12 protein-coding genes are annotated in these 13,247 nt (G+C 59.8%); 7 read left to right on the top strand and 5 right to left on the bottom strand.

Going from position 1 to position 13,247, the window contains the following annotated elements; translation table 11 throughout:
• The first annotated feature begins 42 nt into the window (after positions 1-42).
• Together GKA01_RS02270 and GKA01_RS02265 are read left to right on the top strand one after the other, a co-directional pair.
• Positions 43-1,758 carry a bifunctional protein tyrosine phosphatase family protein/NAD(P)/FAD-dependent oxidoreductase gene (locus GKA01_RS02270; RefSeq protein ID WP_146858816.1) on the top strand — a complete coding sequence of 572 codons (1,716 nt, stop codon included), beginning with the start codon at positions 43-45 and terminating at the stop codon, positions 1,756-1,758.
• 7 nt (positions 1,759-1,765) lie between these two features.
• Positions 1,766-2,533 (top strand): sulfite exporter TauE/SafE family protein, encoded by a 768-nt coding sequence (locus tag GKA01_RS02265; protein ID WP_146858814.1) that lies wholly within the window; start codon positions 1,766-1,768, stop codon positions 2,531-2,533.
• 1 nt (position 2,534) lies between these two features.
• Here GKA01_RS02265 and GKA01_RS02260 read toward each other — a convergent pair whose 3' ends face one another.
• Complete coding sequence (locus GKA01_RS02260; protein ID WP_146858812.1) at positions 2,535-2,885, bottom strand: hypothetical protein; 351 nt, start codon at positions 2,883-2,885, stop codon at positions 2,535-2,537.
• A 284-nt stretch (positions 2,886-3,169) separates the two neighbouring features.
• Here GKA01_RS02260 and GKA01_RS02255 point away from each other — a divergent pair, with 284 nt between their 5' ends.
• Both GKA01_RS02255 and GKA01_RS02250 read left to right on the top strand, forming a co-directional pair.
• On the top strand, positions 3,170-3,712 hold the full coding sequence (locus GKA01_RS02255) for a cupin domain-containing protein (protein ID WP_146858810.1): 543 nt from the start codon (positions 3,170-3,172) through the stop codon (positions 3,710-3,712).
• Positions 3,713-3,831: 119 nt separating this feature from the next.
• A complete protein-coding gene (locus GKA01_RS02250; protein ID WP_146858808.1) occupies positions 3,832-4,260 on the top strand; it encodes a hypothetical protein in 429 nt (142 codons plus the stop codon).
• A gap of 24 nt (positions 4,261-4,284) precedes the next feature.
• Here the strand turns inward: GKA01_RS02250 and GKA01_RS02245 are convergent, their stop codons facing one another.
• The 3 genes from GKA01_RS02245 to petA are packed head-to-tail and all read right to left on the bottom strand — an operon-like array spanning position 4,285 to position 6,799.
• Complete coding sequence (locus GKA01_RS02245; protein ID WP_146858806.1) at positions 4,285-4,983, bottom strand: cytochrome c1; 699 nt, start codon at positions 4,981-4,983, stop codon at positions 4,285-4,287.
• Positions 4,980-6,155, bottom strand: coding sequence for a cytochrome b (locus GKA01_RS02240; RefSeq protein ID WP_146858805.1), 1,176 nt, complete (start codon positions 6,153-6,155; stop codon positions 4,980-4,982). Before GKA01_RS02240 ends, GKA01_RS02245 begins: the two co-directional genes overlap by 4 nt.
• 11 nt (positions 6,156-6,166) lie before the next feature.
• Positions 6,167-6,799 (bottom strand): ubiquinol-cytochrome c reductase iron-sulfur subunit, encoded by a 633-nt coding sequence (gene petA, locus GKA01_RS02235; protein WP_146858803.1) that lies wholly within the window; start codon positions 6,797-6,799, stop codon positions 6,167-6,169.
• A gap of 176 nt (positions 6,800-6,975) precedes the next feature.
• On the opposite strand from petA, the gene GKA01_RS02230 reads away from it, so the two are divergent.
• Both GKA01_RS02230 and GKA01_RS02225 read left to right on the top strand, forming a co-directional pair.
• Complete coding sequence (locus GKA01_RS02230) at positions 6,976-7,476, top strand: c-type cytochrome (protein WP_228119845.1); 501 nt, start codon at positions 6,976-6,978, stop codon at positions 7,474-7,476.
• Between the two features lie 126 nt (positions 7,477-7,602).
• Positions 7,603-8,256, top strand: a complete 654-nt coding sequence (locus tag GKA01_RS02225) for a TetR/AcrR family transcriptional regulator (RefSeq protein ID WP_146858801.1) — start codon at positions 7,603-7,605, stop codon at positions 8,254-8,256.
• Positions 8,257-8,270: 14 nt separating this feature from the next.
• On the opposite strand, the gene GKA01_RS02220 is transcribed toward GKA01_RS02225, so the two are convergent.
• Complete coding sequence (locus tag GKA01_RS02220; protein WP_371859244.1) at positions 8,271-10,472, bottom strand: TonB-dependent receptor; 2,202 nt, start codon at positions 10,470-10,472, stop codon at positions 8,271-8,273.
• A gap of 375 nt (positions 10,473-10,847) precedes the next feature.
• Between GKA01_RS02220 and GKA01_RS02215 the strand changes: the two genes are divergently transcribed.
• Positions 10,848-13,220 (top strand): TonB-dependent receptor, encoded by a 2,373-nt coding sequence (locus GKA01_RS02215; RefSeq protein ID WP_146858799.1) that lies wholly within the window; start codon positions 10,848-10,850, stop codon positions 13,218-13,220.
• Positions 13,221-13,247: the final 27 nt, after the last annotated feature.

Genomic DNA, 13,247 nt, shown 5'->3' with positions numbered 1-13,247 from the left:
ACGCGCCTGTTTTCCTGTTTCACGTCCCCTGGTGGAGTTCCCATGCCGACACGTTCCCTTACTGAAAGCTATGCCATTTCCCCGCAGATCGCCGTGAAAGACGTGGCGGATCTCAGAGCGGAGGGCTTCCGGACGATCCTGTGTTTCCGGCCGGACGGGGAAGCTCCTGATCAGTCGGACATGACGGCGATCGAACAGGCCACCACGGAAGCCGGGATGGCGTTTGCAGCAATCCCCGTGAGAACGGGAACAGTACCGGATGCGGATCAGATCGCCAGAACGCGGCAGGCCCTTGATACGCTTCCCGGTCCCGTTGTCGGCTATTGCCGGTCGGGGACGCGGGCGGCCCATATCTGGGCGCTGGCGGAAGCAGGAAAGCGCCCGGTCGCACAGATCGTTGCCGCAGCGGAAAAGGCGGGTGTGGATGTACGCGCCCTGCGGCCGCGCCTTGAGGAACTCGCGGCTTCTTCTCCTTCGGTCTCTGTCCCGGCGGGGTCGGGAATGCCGCGCAGGGATGTTGCCCATTTTCAGGTGCTGATTATCGGCGGCGGGGCAGGAGGACTGTCGGTTGCGGGGAGCCTGCTTCGGCGTAACCGGACTCTGTCGATCGGTGTGGTCGAGCCGTCGAACGAACATTTCTATCAGCCGGGCTGGACGCTTGTGGGGGGTGGCGTTTTCCGGGCCGCCCAGACGCGCCGCAAGGAGGCTGACGTCATGCCGAAGGATGTCGTCTGGGTGAAGCAGGCGGCGAAGCTGTTCCGGCCGGATGTGCATGAAGTCGTTCTTGGAGACGGATCGGTCGTATCCTATGACGCGCTGATCGTGGCGACGGGCATCACGTTGAACTGGGACGCCATCCCCGGTCTGGCGGAAACGCTGGGTAAGAACGGCGTGACGTCGAATTATCGCTTCGATCTGGCCCCTTATACATGGCAGCTCGTGCAGCAGCTCAAAGGTGGCACGGCGATCTTTACCCAGCCGCCCATGCCGATCAAATGCGCGGGTGCGCCGCAGAAGGCCGTGTATCTCTCGTGCGATGCGTGGAAACGCCGGGGCGTTCTGGACGGTATTTCGGTCGAATTCGATACCGCCACGCCGGGCCTGTTCGGTGTGAAGGACTTCGTGCCGCCGCTGATGGAATACATCCGGCGCTATCACGTTGACCTTCAGACCGGATCGAAGCTGTTGGAAGTGGACGGGCCAAACCGCAAAGCCATTTTCGAGCGTAAGGTTGGGGACACGGTGGAGCGGGTCGAGCGGAGCTTCGACATGCTGCATGTCGTGCCGCCGCAGAGCGCGCCGCAGATCATTCGCGAGAGCGCTCTGGCGGGGGCGGATGGCTTCGTCGAAGTTAATCCGGCGACACTTCAGCATGTCCGTTTCCCGGATGTTTTCGCCATCGGGGACGTGATCGGAACGTCTTCCGCGAAGACGGCCGCGGCGGCGCGGGTGCAGGCGCCTGTGGTCGCGACCAATGTGCTGGCGTTCCTGAAGCATCAGGCTCCGGTTTCGGAATATGAAGGCTATGGCGCCTGCCCGTTGACTGTGGAAAACGGACGGATTGTGCTGGCCGAGTTCCAGTATGGCGGGAAGCTTGCGCCGACGATGCCGAAATGGCTCCTGAACGGGCAGAAACCAACCCGTCTGGCATGGTGGCTCAAGAAATACGTCATGCCCCTGATGTACTGGGACGGGATGCTCAAAGGACGCGAACTCATGGTTGCGCCCAAGCCGCTGACTGCGAAAAAGGGCGGCTGAGCGGATTGTGCATATTGCCCTTGAATTGCTCTGCGGCGTTCTGATCGGGTTTACGCTCGGATTGATCGGAGGAGGCGGCTCCATTCTGGCCGTCCCCCTGATGGTCTATGTCGTGGGCGTGAAAAATGCCCATGTTGCCATTGGAACGAGTGCCATGGCGGTGGCGGTTAATGCGCTGGCCGGGCTGGTCGGCCATGCCCGGGCAGGAACGGTCAAATGGAAATGTGCCGGGATTTTCGCGCCTTGCGGCGTGGTGGGCGCATTGATTGGTGCTGCCGCAGGTAAGGCGGTTAACGGCGAGAAACTGCTTTTCTGTTTTGCCATCCTGATGGTCGTCGTGGGGATCCTCATGATCCGCGGACGGCGGAACAAGGGTGAGGCGGGGGCAGCCTGCAACCGCCAGAACATGCCGCGCGTGATGATGGCGGGAGCTGGAACAGGCGTGCTGTCCGGATTTTTCGGGATCGGAGGCGGTTTTCTGATTGTCCCCGCGCTGATCGCCTGTACGCGGATGCCTATCCTGAACGCAGTGGGCACGTCGCTGGTCGCTGTGGCGGCGTTGGGAGCCAGTACGGCGCTGAGCTATATGCTTTCAGGCTATGTGGACTGGGTGATGGGCGCGCTGTTCGTGACGGGCGGCGTAATCGGCAGTTTCCTAGGTACCAGGGCGGCAAAGCGCCTGTCTGGTTCGGGTGCGGCCCTGACGACGTTCTTTGCCTGCGTCATCTTCATGGTTGCGGCCTATATGATCTGGATGAGCCTGACGGTTCTGTAAGTCAGTTAAGACCAAAATTCGGAAAAATGGTGAAGCAGACCATTGAGAAATAGAACATTACCGCCAGCAGGATGTGACACATGTAAAGTGGCGCGATCATGGCGCCACGCCTGCGGAAAAAGGCCATCAGAACGCCAAAGGCTGTAATGGCCACGGCCAGTGCGACATTCAGCATCAGACGGCTGTCACCGTTTGTCAGGGCAATAACCAGAAAGATCGCACCCGCCACAGCCGATCCGACATGTGCGGGGGTAAGGAAGCTGAAAGGTCGTTTGTAACGGGCCGCGAAGATGGCGAGCCAGATGCCCATGGCCACCGTAATGGTGAAGCATCCTGTCGAAGCGTAAAGCATCTGTAATCCTTCCTGGCCTTTGGTGTTCCCGCGTGTATTCCCTGAGTGTTGATCGGATGTCCGGAAAGTCCAGAGATCTATCAGGTCTTGTGGAGCTGCTAGCTCCGGCAGGATCTTTACTCCAGAACGGTTGTTGCGGCCAGACGTTCCGCCCTGATCTTCGTGCGAAATGGCAGACGGGTATGCAGGATGCTTCCTAATGCCCCGTCAGGAACCGATTTTACAGGTTTCCTTTCTGTTTCGATATGACATACTGCTGTGGCGACAGGAAGGAAGGCGAGGGAATGGATCTGGGAACACGCCTGCGGTTTGTCCGTATGGCCAGGAACCTGTCACAGCGGGAACTGGCCAAGCGCACAGGCGTCACCAACTCCACCATTTCCCTTATCGAGTCCGGGGACATGAACCCGTCTGTCGGCACGCTCAAGCGGATTCTGGATGGCGTTCCGGTAACGCTGGGGGAGTTTTTCAGCATTGCGCCCGAAGGCGCGGAGAAGATCTTTCACCGTTCTGATGATCTTGTAGCGTTTGAACAGGGAGGGGTGACTTTTCGGCAGGTCGGAGCTCCACAGTTCGGCAGCAGTCTTCAGATCCTGCGGGAGATTTATGCGCCAGGGGCAGATACGGGAACGGCAGTCTATGCCCATGAGGGTGAAGAGGGCGGTTTCATCGTGCGCGGCGAGGTGGAAATCACCGTCGGTCAGAAGAGCGAAGTTCTCGGTCCGGGAGATGCCTATCACTTTGACAGTCGTCAGCCGCATCGTTTCCGGTGTGTAAGTCCTGAGGGATGCGAAATCGTCAGCGCCTGCACGCCGCCAACCTTCTAACCGTCTGGTCAAAAGAACGGGAGCAGTCCGGCTTTCCCTTATACGGGACGTTGTCCGTTCTGATGCAGTCGTCCATGTGATGGGTGGAACGAATGCGCAGAGCGCGGAGAGCCATAACCATGCGGGATCGCCTGCATCAGAGAGGACGTGTCCTGAGTCCTGTAGTCGACCGGTTCTCGCGGCTGGGGCCTGCCGTGGCAGCGTTACTGTGCCTGCTGTCTGCGACGGGCGCGGGTCTGGCCGATGACGTGACGCGGACGAAAGATCTCTGCCCCATCCGCAGGACGATGGTGCGGATCGAGCCGAAATCTCTCGATCAGGCGGTCGCGGAACTGGCGCGGCGAACGCAATGTCCCGTTCTGGTTGACGCAGCACTTTTGCAGGGGGCGCGCAGCGTTTTCGTTGAGGGAACCTACACTGCGGGAGAGGCTTTGATCCAGTTGATGGGAAATCGGGAGCTCGACGTGATCGAGACGGTTCAGGGGCTTACGGTCATGCCCCTGACCTATCATGCCGCCCATCGCATGGATGATCCTTCGCGGATGTAAGCCTCTCAGGACAGGGACGGAGGATCAGGATTTCCAGATCCGTCGTTGCAGCAGGAATGTCAGAACAGCCATGACCGCAAGATAGGCGAGCACAAAGACGCCGATCCGCCTGCGCTGAAGGGCATGCGGATGCGCGATACGGTCGAGAAACACCGAGACGTCGCTGGCCATCTGGTTAGTGGTGGCGCGGGTGCCGTCCGCATATGTCAGCATGTTGTCCTGAAGCGGCGGAGGCATACCGATATGCTTCCATTTCAGAGCGGTATTGTAATACCGGCCCTCATCCAGTTTTACGCCGGGCGGGGTGGGGGCGTAGGACAGCAGGATGTTCCGGATGCCGTGCGCCCCGCCAGGAAGTGTCATGGCCAGTCGGGACAGATCGGGTGGCAGGAGGCCATGATTGGCGAGGCGGCCTACGGCGGCATTCGGGTAGGGTGCAAGAATGGGGTCCGAGAGCGTGCCATGACGCGTTTTCGGATCGCCGTTGTCATCCACGCCGTCGGGGAAGTCTTGATCCGCGGCCCATTTCCGTAATGTGTCCGAGGAGATGTCCAGCGCGGTCAGATCACCGTAATGTACATGCTCCATACCATGGCAGGCACTACAGACCTGTTGGAAAACCGCGAAACCGCGCTGGGCGGGTGTTTCGGCGGAGGCCGGGACGACAGTCAGTCCGTAGAAGATCGCAAAAGCGGATGCGGAAATGAAGGCCCGGCGGATCATGACGTGATCTCCCGTTCCGATGCGAGGGGCATCACGACCAAAAAGTGAATGAACCACCATGCCATCGCGAACCGGCTGACGATCAGCCAGGTTTCGGTGGGTGGGTGCATGCCGGCAATCCCCAGCAGAATGAAGGACAGGAAGGCCAGAGGAAGCGACAGTCTTACCAGCGGCCGAAGGGTGGCCGGACGGACGGGAGAGCGGTCGAGTGCGGGAAGTACGAACAGAACCGCAAGGCTTCCGCAGGCTAGAAACAGCCCACTGAGACGGGACGGAACGGCGCGAAGAATGGCGTAGAACGGCGCGAAATACCATTCTGGACGGATATCTCGAGGTGTCACGAGCGGGTTGGCCTGAACGTAGTTGTCCGCGAGAGTCAGAAGATCAGGGAGGAAGAAGACCAGCCCCGCGTACACCATCAGAAAGAGGCACAGAGCGAAGGCATCCCGGCTTGTGTAATAGGGATGGAATGGCAGGGTCTGCCGGGGTGTGGCGGGATCGATGCCGGACGGGTTGTTGGACTTCACGACATGCAGTGTGGCGACATGCACGCCAATGGCGCCCAGAATTGCAAAAGCCATCGCGAAATGCAGGACGAACAGCCGGTGCAGCGCGATATTGCCGAGGCCCTCACCGCCCAGAAGGAGTTCTGACACGGGTCTGCCGAACAGCGGAACCGCGCGCATGGCGTTCACGATCACGGTCGCCCCCCAGTAGGACATCTGTCCCCAGGGCAAAACATAGCCTGCGAAAGCCGTAATCATTACCATCAGCATCAGCCCAAGCCCCGTCAGCCAGAGCAGTTCACGCGGAGCTTTGTAGGACCCGTACCACAGTCCCCGCCCCAAATGGATGTACAGGCAGGCGAAGAGCATCGTGACACCGCCCATGTGCAGGCTGCGCAGAAACCAGCCGGAGGGAACCTGCCGGTCGATGGCTTCAACACTGGCGAAGGCCTGGGCGATGTCGGGCGTATAGTTGATGGCAAGGAACAGGCCGCTGGCAATCAGAAAGCCTATCGTCACGATCAGAAAGGCGCCGAAGCTCCAAAGCGCATTGAGGTTCCGCGGCATCGGAAAGGTGACATATTCTCGATGGAGAAGCGTTCTGATCGGAAAGCGCCGGTCAAGCCAGTTGGAAGATGGGGCGGGTTTCCTGGTGGGGGCGGGCATGTCTTCGGAACTCAGATCTGCTGGATATCGGACATGCTGAATCCCGGCTCGCCTGCGCTTCGGCCGATGCGGATTTTCGTGTCGGACAGGAAAGTCACGGGGGGGACGGGCAGATTGTACGGGGCGGGCGCGCGCTGCGTGACACGGCCTGCGGCATCGAAATGCGAACCGTGGCAGGGACAGAAATATCCGCCTGTTGCCCCTGGCGTCGAACCGGGTTTTTCAAACGACGGGACACAGCCCAGATGAGTGCAGATCCCGATCAGAACACCATAGTCCGGGCGCACCGAGCGGTGCCAGTTCGCGGCGTCCACAGGTTGCTGGCGGATTTTCGAGTCCGCATCCCGAAGCGTCGCGAGATGGGTAGGTTTCTGGAGCGCAGCCAGCATTTCGTGAGTCCGACGCTGGATGAAAACGGGCCAGTCCCGCCATTGAACGGTCATGTCCTGTCCAGGAGCGAGGCTGGATAAATCAACGTCCAGCATGCCGCCCGACTGGAAGGAGGCGGCCGGATTTTTCAGGCTTTCAAGAAAGGGAACGGCAAGGGCGCACGCTCCGGCGCACCCAAGGGCGAGGGTTCCGGTCGCAAGCAGGTCCCGTCGCTTTGTGCCGTCCGGGGACGGGGGTGTTTCGCTCTGGGCCATGCGGAACCTCTGCCGGCTGCGCCGGATATCCGGCAGGAAAGTATGGGCAGAATAGGCGTGTTTGCGAGATTGAGAAAGACGCGCAAGGGCAAGTGTGCCGATGGCTTTTGGAGTGGTCGGGGGGTAGTATCCCTCTCTACTGCTAGGGTACTGCACATTCCGGAGGGTTTCAGGCCATGACAAGGTGTTACGGTTTCAGGATCATGCTTGCGGCCTTTCAGGGGATTCTTCTCGGATCGGCGCTCATGACGTCGGGTCCGGTATCCGGTGTGGCTGCGGACACGGGAGTGGACGGCGCGGCGCTCTATCGCGGCAAATGCGCGATGTGTCATGGGCCTTCGGGTGCGGGGCGAACGGGAAATTTCCCGCCCCTCGCCGGACGCGTCGGGCAGATCGCCAGGACAGATGCAGGGAAAGCCTATCTGGCGGCTGTGCTGCTGAACGGTCTGCACGGGCCGATCCTGGCCAACGGGCAATCCTATAACGGGTTCATGCCCGCGTTCCGGATGCTGTCCGATGACGAGATTGCCGCTGTCGTAACCTACGCGGCAGGTCTTGGAACAGCTTCCACGGGTATTGCGCTGTCTGACGTGGCGTCTGCAAGAGCCCAGCCCATGGATGCGGCGGCTATCGGGGCGAAAAGACAGGCCCTTGTCGCATCTCACGGACTACCCTGAAGAAAACAGACATATTTTGTTACCCTATAAACGCAAATGCGTCTTGTAACGCTCAGTCCATATCTGAATAGCTATTAGTATTCAGGAATGATGACAGTTGACTGAAAACGGTCGGGGAAACAGCACATGTCGCAGACTGTAGTGACACAAACTTTACCGCTAAAGAATTTTCGCGTTCTCGGCCGTGAACGCCTTGCTCCCCGTGCGCCGGGGCGGCCTGTCAATCTGAAGCTCAAGGACAATATCCTTGCAGCCATTGCGCAGGTTCTGGTGGAGGAAGGGTATCAGGGCCTGACCATCAGCCGCGTCGCCCGCTCCGCAGGCGTCTCGACCGCAACGGTCTATCGTCGCTGGCCGACGAAACAGGCAATGTTCTTCGATGCCATCCGGCTGTGGCGTGACGACCTGACGCCCCAGATCGATACGGGGAGCTTCGCCGGAGACGTAGATGCTCTGATCGCCGCCCGCGTCCGGTTTCTCGCCACTCCGCTAGGGCGGACTTATGGGACCCTGCTGGGTGAAGCGGTTCACGACCAGGAATTCGGGCAGGTCCTGTGGGAAACCAGCGTGGCTCCAGCCCGGGCGCAGATGGCTCTCTTTTTTGAGCGCGCAACCCGGCGGGGGGAAAGGGTTTTCTGCCAGGACCCGGACACGGTTCTCGACATGCTTCTCAGCACAATCCATTTTCGGGCGATGAACATGCTGGGACGGGAGCCCATGAATCCTGAAAAGAACGTGCAGGAAATCCAGTCGCTGGCGCACTGTCTGATTTCTTGCTGATCCGCCGGCGCGCTTCAGAAGCCGTATGAAACACGACCGCCGATGAAGCGCGGCGGACCGGGGATATAGAAATAGGTTGTTGTTGCCATACCGCCGCTTTCGAAAAAGCTGCGGTTGAGCAGGTTTGAGGCGTAGACCGTGACTTCCCACTTTCCCGATGAGGGACGCAGGGTCGCATGGGCGCCAAGCAGGAAATAGGGCGGCAGGCGATAAAAGCCTGTGCCGCCGACCGCGATGGCCTGGCTACCGCGATAGGACCAGTCCGGCCCGATATCGAAGCCCAGTCCCGGCGTCAGCGCCTGCCGCCATTCGGCCTGCCCGTTGAGTGTCAGCTTGGGCTGACCATTATCCACGCCCGCGAAATTGCTGTTCACGGCCCGCCAGACGCCTGTCTTGGCATAGGCGGCATTGGTCGCGGCACGATTGACGTTCAGGAAGTCCTGATAATTGCCGCGCTGCCAGCCGATATTCTGCGTGACGAACACATGCCGCACCGGGTGCAGTTCGATTGTGCCTTCGAAGCCCCAGCTTTCGGATTTTGGGACGTTCGTGATTTCGCTAAGCGGGCCGTAATTCGGGATCAGCACCGTGCCCACGACCTGCTGGTTGTGGAAGTCGTTGTAGAAAGCGGCTCCGTTCAGGCGGAGGACGTTCGGGATTGGGTCGCTCTTGAAGCCGAGTTCATAGGTCAGAACCGTTTCGGGGCCGAACGGGTCGAGCTGGGCCTGGATCTGGGTGTTGTTGGCGCTGAAGCCGCCGGGTTTGAAGCCCTTGCTCATCTTGTAATAGACGAGCGTGTTTTTCGTGGCTTGCCATGACACGCCAACCTGTCCCGCAAACTGGGCTGCGGCCGTGCTCTCCCCGTGAAAGGATCTGGTTCTGCCGCCGAAGATTTCTGACGTCAGGCCGGGGAGGCTGCGGTCGTCGATTTCGTGCAGCAGGCCTGCGAACAGCGTTATGTTATGTGGCAGGCGATAGCTGATATGGCCGAATTCGGACGTGCTCTCCTGATTCATGGAGAAGGACGTGGCCATCATGTAACCGCGGGCTGCATAGTCCGTGTAATCGAAAAAGAAGCGCTGTTTCATGCGGCTGCGCTGATAGAACGCCCCGACCACCCATTGCAGGCGGCTGTCGGGATTGCTGGAACCCAGACGCAGTTCCTGCGTGAAGGCATTGGCGCTGATGGTACGGTAGGTGTCGGCTTCGGAGCGGGACGTACCGTCCTGATCGGTATATTCGCCCTGCCGCTCGGTTTCGAAAGCCGTGACGGACGTGACTTTCGCGAAGCCGAAATCATGGTCCATATGCAGGTCCCAGCCCCAGAACTGGTTGTGCTCGCTGGGTTTGAGGCCTTCGGGGCGTCCGATCAGTTTGTCGAATTGCGAACGGGAGGACCATTCGGCCTGTGTCTGGTCAAGATGCGGGAGAGCGGCTGTACCGATCAGGCGGTGGACGGCCTGACTGGTGACGACCTGACTGTTGTCCTGCACGAAATGGCCGGAAAGCAGGATCGTGGTGCGGTTGTCGTCCGAGTGCCAGCGTAGTTTGCCGCGAAGGGCATAGGAATCCGCGTCTCCAAGATGGGCGCCGTTCTGCGGGTCGGTCTGCCAGCCGCCGCCCTGTCGGATCTGCCCGGCCAGACGGAAATCCAGCCCCTTGGCGATCGGGCCGGAAATATAGGCCTCGCTCCGGCTGCGGGCGTAGGAGGCGATGTCCTGACTGACGCCGTAATGCAGGGTGCTGGTCGGGTCGGCTGTGCGGAGGCGGACTTCGCCGCCTGTGTCGGACTGGCCGTGTGTGGTGCCGACCGGGCCCGGGGTGACGGTGGCGTCTGCCAGATCGAACATCAGGCCGCTCGACATGGTTGAGAATGCGAATGGCACGTCATCGAAATAGGTCATGACGGTCGGGATATTGTTCATCGTGAAGTCGTTGAAGCCGACGCCGCGCAGGTAGAAATTGGTCGAGGCTGTGCCGTTGATGGACTGGATCGTCAGGTTCGGGGCTACGCGCTCCAGATCGCGCAGGGTCACGACACCGCGCTGGGTCAGGCGGTCGGCAGTCAGGCGCGTGTCGGCGTCCGGGCTATGCTGTGCTGCGGCAAAGGCGAAGTCCGTCCGTCGGGCCGTGACGGCAATCGTTTCGGCGTTATGCGACTGAAGGTTTTGTGGAGCAGGCGTGCGCGCCGGTCTGTGTGGGGCTGCCTCGTGCAGAACTGGCCGGGCAGACGGAAAGGAGTGTTTTGGCGGCACGGAATGTCCGGTTTGCGCGCCCGTCTGTTTTGCATGAGGTGCCGCACAGGCGCCGGATACGGCGGAAAGGGAGGGCCCAAGGAGGGTGGCGCTCAGGAAAAGCGCCTTGCGAAGCGGCAGGGTCACAGGAGATTCCAGAAAGAAACAAAAAGCGGAATCGTGCCGGAAAGACACACCGCAAACCGATTGGGACAGGCGTGCTTATAATAGAGCTGCCCTAAGGCGTAAAACCCCTTGAATTGTTATGATATAACATCCTAAAAGATCGACCCGATCCGGATGCCACTCCGTCCGATCTCTTTTCATCGCCAGATTTCATCCTTAACCGGGGGTTTCATGCCATCCTTCGTGTCCGCGCGTTCCTTTGTTTTGCTTCTGGGGTGCACTACAGCCCTGGCCGGTCCGGCGTTTGCCCAGACCATGACGGAGATGACCACGTCCGCATCCCCGACAAAAACGACGGCAGCCAAGCCCGCTGTTCGCACTGCGGTCGCCAGGTTGGTTTCGGCACCAGTTTCGACGCCAGTTTCAGGGCCGGTCGAAGACAGCGCCGGCACCGTCGGACGCGCCGGATTTGGTCATTCCGATAACGAACATGGAACGACGACCACCGAAGTCAGCCGTCTCGGTGAGGACAATGTCAGTGTCAACGCCCATCTCGAACGCGCGCGCGCCGCGCTCCAGCCCTCCACTGGTGCCACGACATACAACTTCTCGCGGCAGGCTATCGAGACCAATCCGGGCGGCGACAACGCGGGTATGAACAGTCTGCTGCTTCAGGCACCCGGTGTTGCCCAGGACAGCTATGGCCAGATCCATATCCGTGGCGACCATAACGAAGTTCAGTTCCGCCTCGACGGTGTGGCGCTTCCAGAAGGTATGAGCGTTTTCGGACAGACGCTCATGACGCGTTTCGCCCATTCCATGTCGCTGACGACGGGTGCCCTTCCGAGCGAGTATGGTTTCCTTCAGGCTGGTGTGATCGATATTACAACGAAGAACGGTTATTCCGATGCCGGTGGCGACGTCTCGATCTACGGCGGGGCACGAGATTATTTCTTCCCGTCCGCTCAGTTCGGGGGACATCACGGAAAGTGGGATTGGTTCGCCACTGGTGATTTCGTTCACAACCGTGTCGGGATCGAAAATACAACGTCGAGCTTCAACGCCCTGCATGACCTGACCAATCAGTATCATTTTCTGGGGCATGGTCGTTACACGGTCGATGAAAACACCCGGATCAGCTTTACGGCCGGCGTTTCCAATGCGGAGTACCAGCTTCCCAATAATCCGGGACAGCAGCGTCAGTTCGCCAGCCCGTCCTTTGCCAGTAGTGATCTGTCCCAGAAACTCTATGGCAACGGTGACAGCTCCAGCCTAACCGAGCATCAGAAGGAAATCACGGATTTCGGCATTCTGTCCCTGCAGAAAGACATGGGAAAGCTGAGTTTCCAGACCTCCGCCGTCATGCGTTACAGCTCCCTGCGCTATTCGCCCGACCCGCTGGGCGATCTGATCTATAACGGTATTGCCCAGCGTGCGGCGCGTTCGGTCTTCTCAACCGGAACACAGACGGACGCGACCTGGCAGGCCGCGAAGGACCATACGGTTCGCTTCGGCTATCAGATCTATGTGGAGCGGAACGTGTCCAAGTCGGATTCGACCGTTTACCCCCAGAGTGGCGAGGATGCGGACGGTGATGCGGTTTATTCCGACAATCCGCTGACCATCCATGACGGAACGGGCCGCACGGGCTGGATGTACGGACTATACGCGCAGGATGAGTGGCGTCCTGTGAAGAACCTGACAGTCAATTACGGTCTGCGCTTTGATGGTGTGGATGAATACACGCACGCCAAGCAGGTCAGCCCGCGTCTGAACATCGTCTACAAGCCCTGGCGCGGTGGTACGTTCCATGCGGGGTATTCGCGTTACTTCACGCCGCCGCCGTTTGAACTGGTTGGTGGCACGTCGCTCAACAAGTTCGTCAATACATCCGCCGCCCCGGGCACGTTCCTAAACAGCAACGTGAAGGCAGAGCGTGACCATTACTTCGACGCGGGCTTCTCCCAGACGATTTTGCCCGGCTGGCATGCGTCGTTCGATGCCTATGTGAAACTGGCCAAGAACATGATCGATGAAGGGCAGTTCGGCTCTCCGGTCATTCTCTCGGCGTTTAACTACAGGCGCGGTCAGGTCAACGGATACGAATTTGCTACCGACTACACCCGGGGCGCGTTCAGTGTGTACGGCAATTTCTCGTGGTCGCGGGCTATCGGTAAGGACATCACCACTGCCCAGTGGAACTTTGATCCGGATGATCTGGCCTATACCAGCAAGCACTGGATCCATCTGGATCATGACCAGCGCTGGACTGCTTCGGCAGGCGGAAGCTATTCGTTCTTCCACCGCACGGGCCATCCGCTGCGTCTCTCCGCCACAATGGTTTACGGCAGTGGCCTGCGTGCCGATGGCGCAACGCCGAACGGGGCTTCCGTCCCGCAGTATGCGACGTTCAACCTCTCACTCGTCCAGTCGTTCAACAATCTGTTCCATGTGCCCTTCCTCAAGCGCACCCAACTGCGTCTGGACGTGACGAACCTGTTCGATCGTACATATCTGCTGCGTGATGGCAGTGGCATCGGTGTGGGCGCGCCACAATATGGTCTGCGCCGCACGATTCTAACCGGTATTGATCAGCGTTTCTGAGACCTTCCCTTGACGGATCCAGCGATC

Source organism: Gluconobacter kanchanaburiensis NBRC 103587 (assembly GCF_007988905.1).
In the GTDB taxonomy this organism is placed as follows: domain Bacteria; phylum Pseudomonadota; class Alphaproteobacteria; order Acetobacterales; family Acetobacteraceae; genus Gluconobacter; species Gluconobacter kanchanaburiensis.
The sequence above is the reverse complement of the archived record's forward strand: the minus strand, read 5'-3'. Positions and strand labels throughout refer to the sequence as shown.

Bases quoted from the DNA above. Each gene is read 5' to 3' on its own strand.
- GKA01_RS02270 (WP_146858816.1), top strand. From the start codon at position 43: ATGCCGACACGTTCCCTTACTGAAAGCTATGCCATTTCCCCGCAGATC.
- GKA01_RS02260 (WP_146858812.1), bottom strand. From the start codon at position 2,885: ATGCTTTACGCTTCGACAGGATGCTTCACCATTACGGTGGCCATGGGC.
- GKA01_RS02255 (WP_146858810.1), top strand. From the start codon at position 3,170: ATGGATCTGGGAACACGCCTGCGGTTTGTCCGTATGGCCAGGAACCTG.
- GKA01_RS02250 (WP_146858808.1), top strand. From the start codon at position 3,832: ATGCGGGATCGCCTGCATCAGAGAGGACGTGTCCTGAGTCCTGTAGTC.
- GKA01_RS02245 (WP_146858806.1), bottom strand. From the start codon at position 4,983: ATGATCCGCCGGGCCTTCATTTCCGCATCCGCTTTTGCGATCTTCTAC.
- GKA01_RS02240 (WP_146858805.1), bottom strand. From the start codon at position 6,155: ATGCCCGCCCCCACCAGGAAACCCGCCCCATCTTCCAACTGGCTTGAC.
- petA (WP_146858803.1), bottom strand. From the start codon at position 6,799: ATGGCCCAGAGCGAAACACCCCCGTCCCCGGACGGCACAAAGCGACGG.
- GKA01_RS02230 (WP_228119845.1), top strand. From the start codon at position 6,976: ATGACAAGGTGTTACGGTTTCAGGATCATGCTTGCGGCCTTTCAGGGG.
- GKA01_RS02225 (WP_146858801.1), top strand. From the start codon at position 7,603: ATGTCGCAGACTGTAGTGACACAAACTTTACCGCTAAAGAATTTTCGC.
- GKA01_RS02215 (WP_146858799.1), top strand. From the start codon at position 10,848: ATGCCATCCTTCGTGTCCGCGCGTTCCTTTGTTTTGCTTCTGGGGTGC.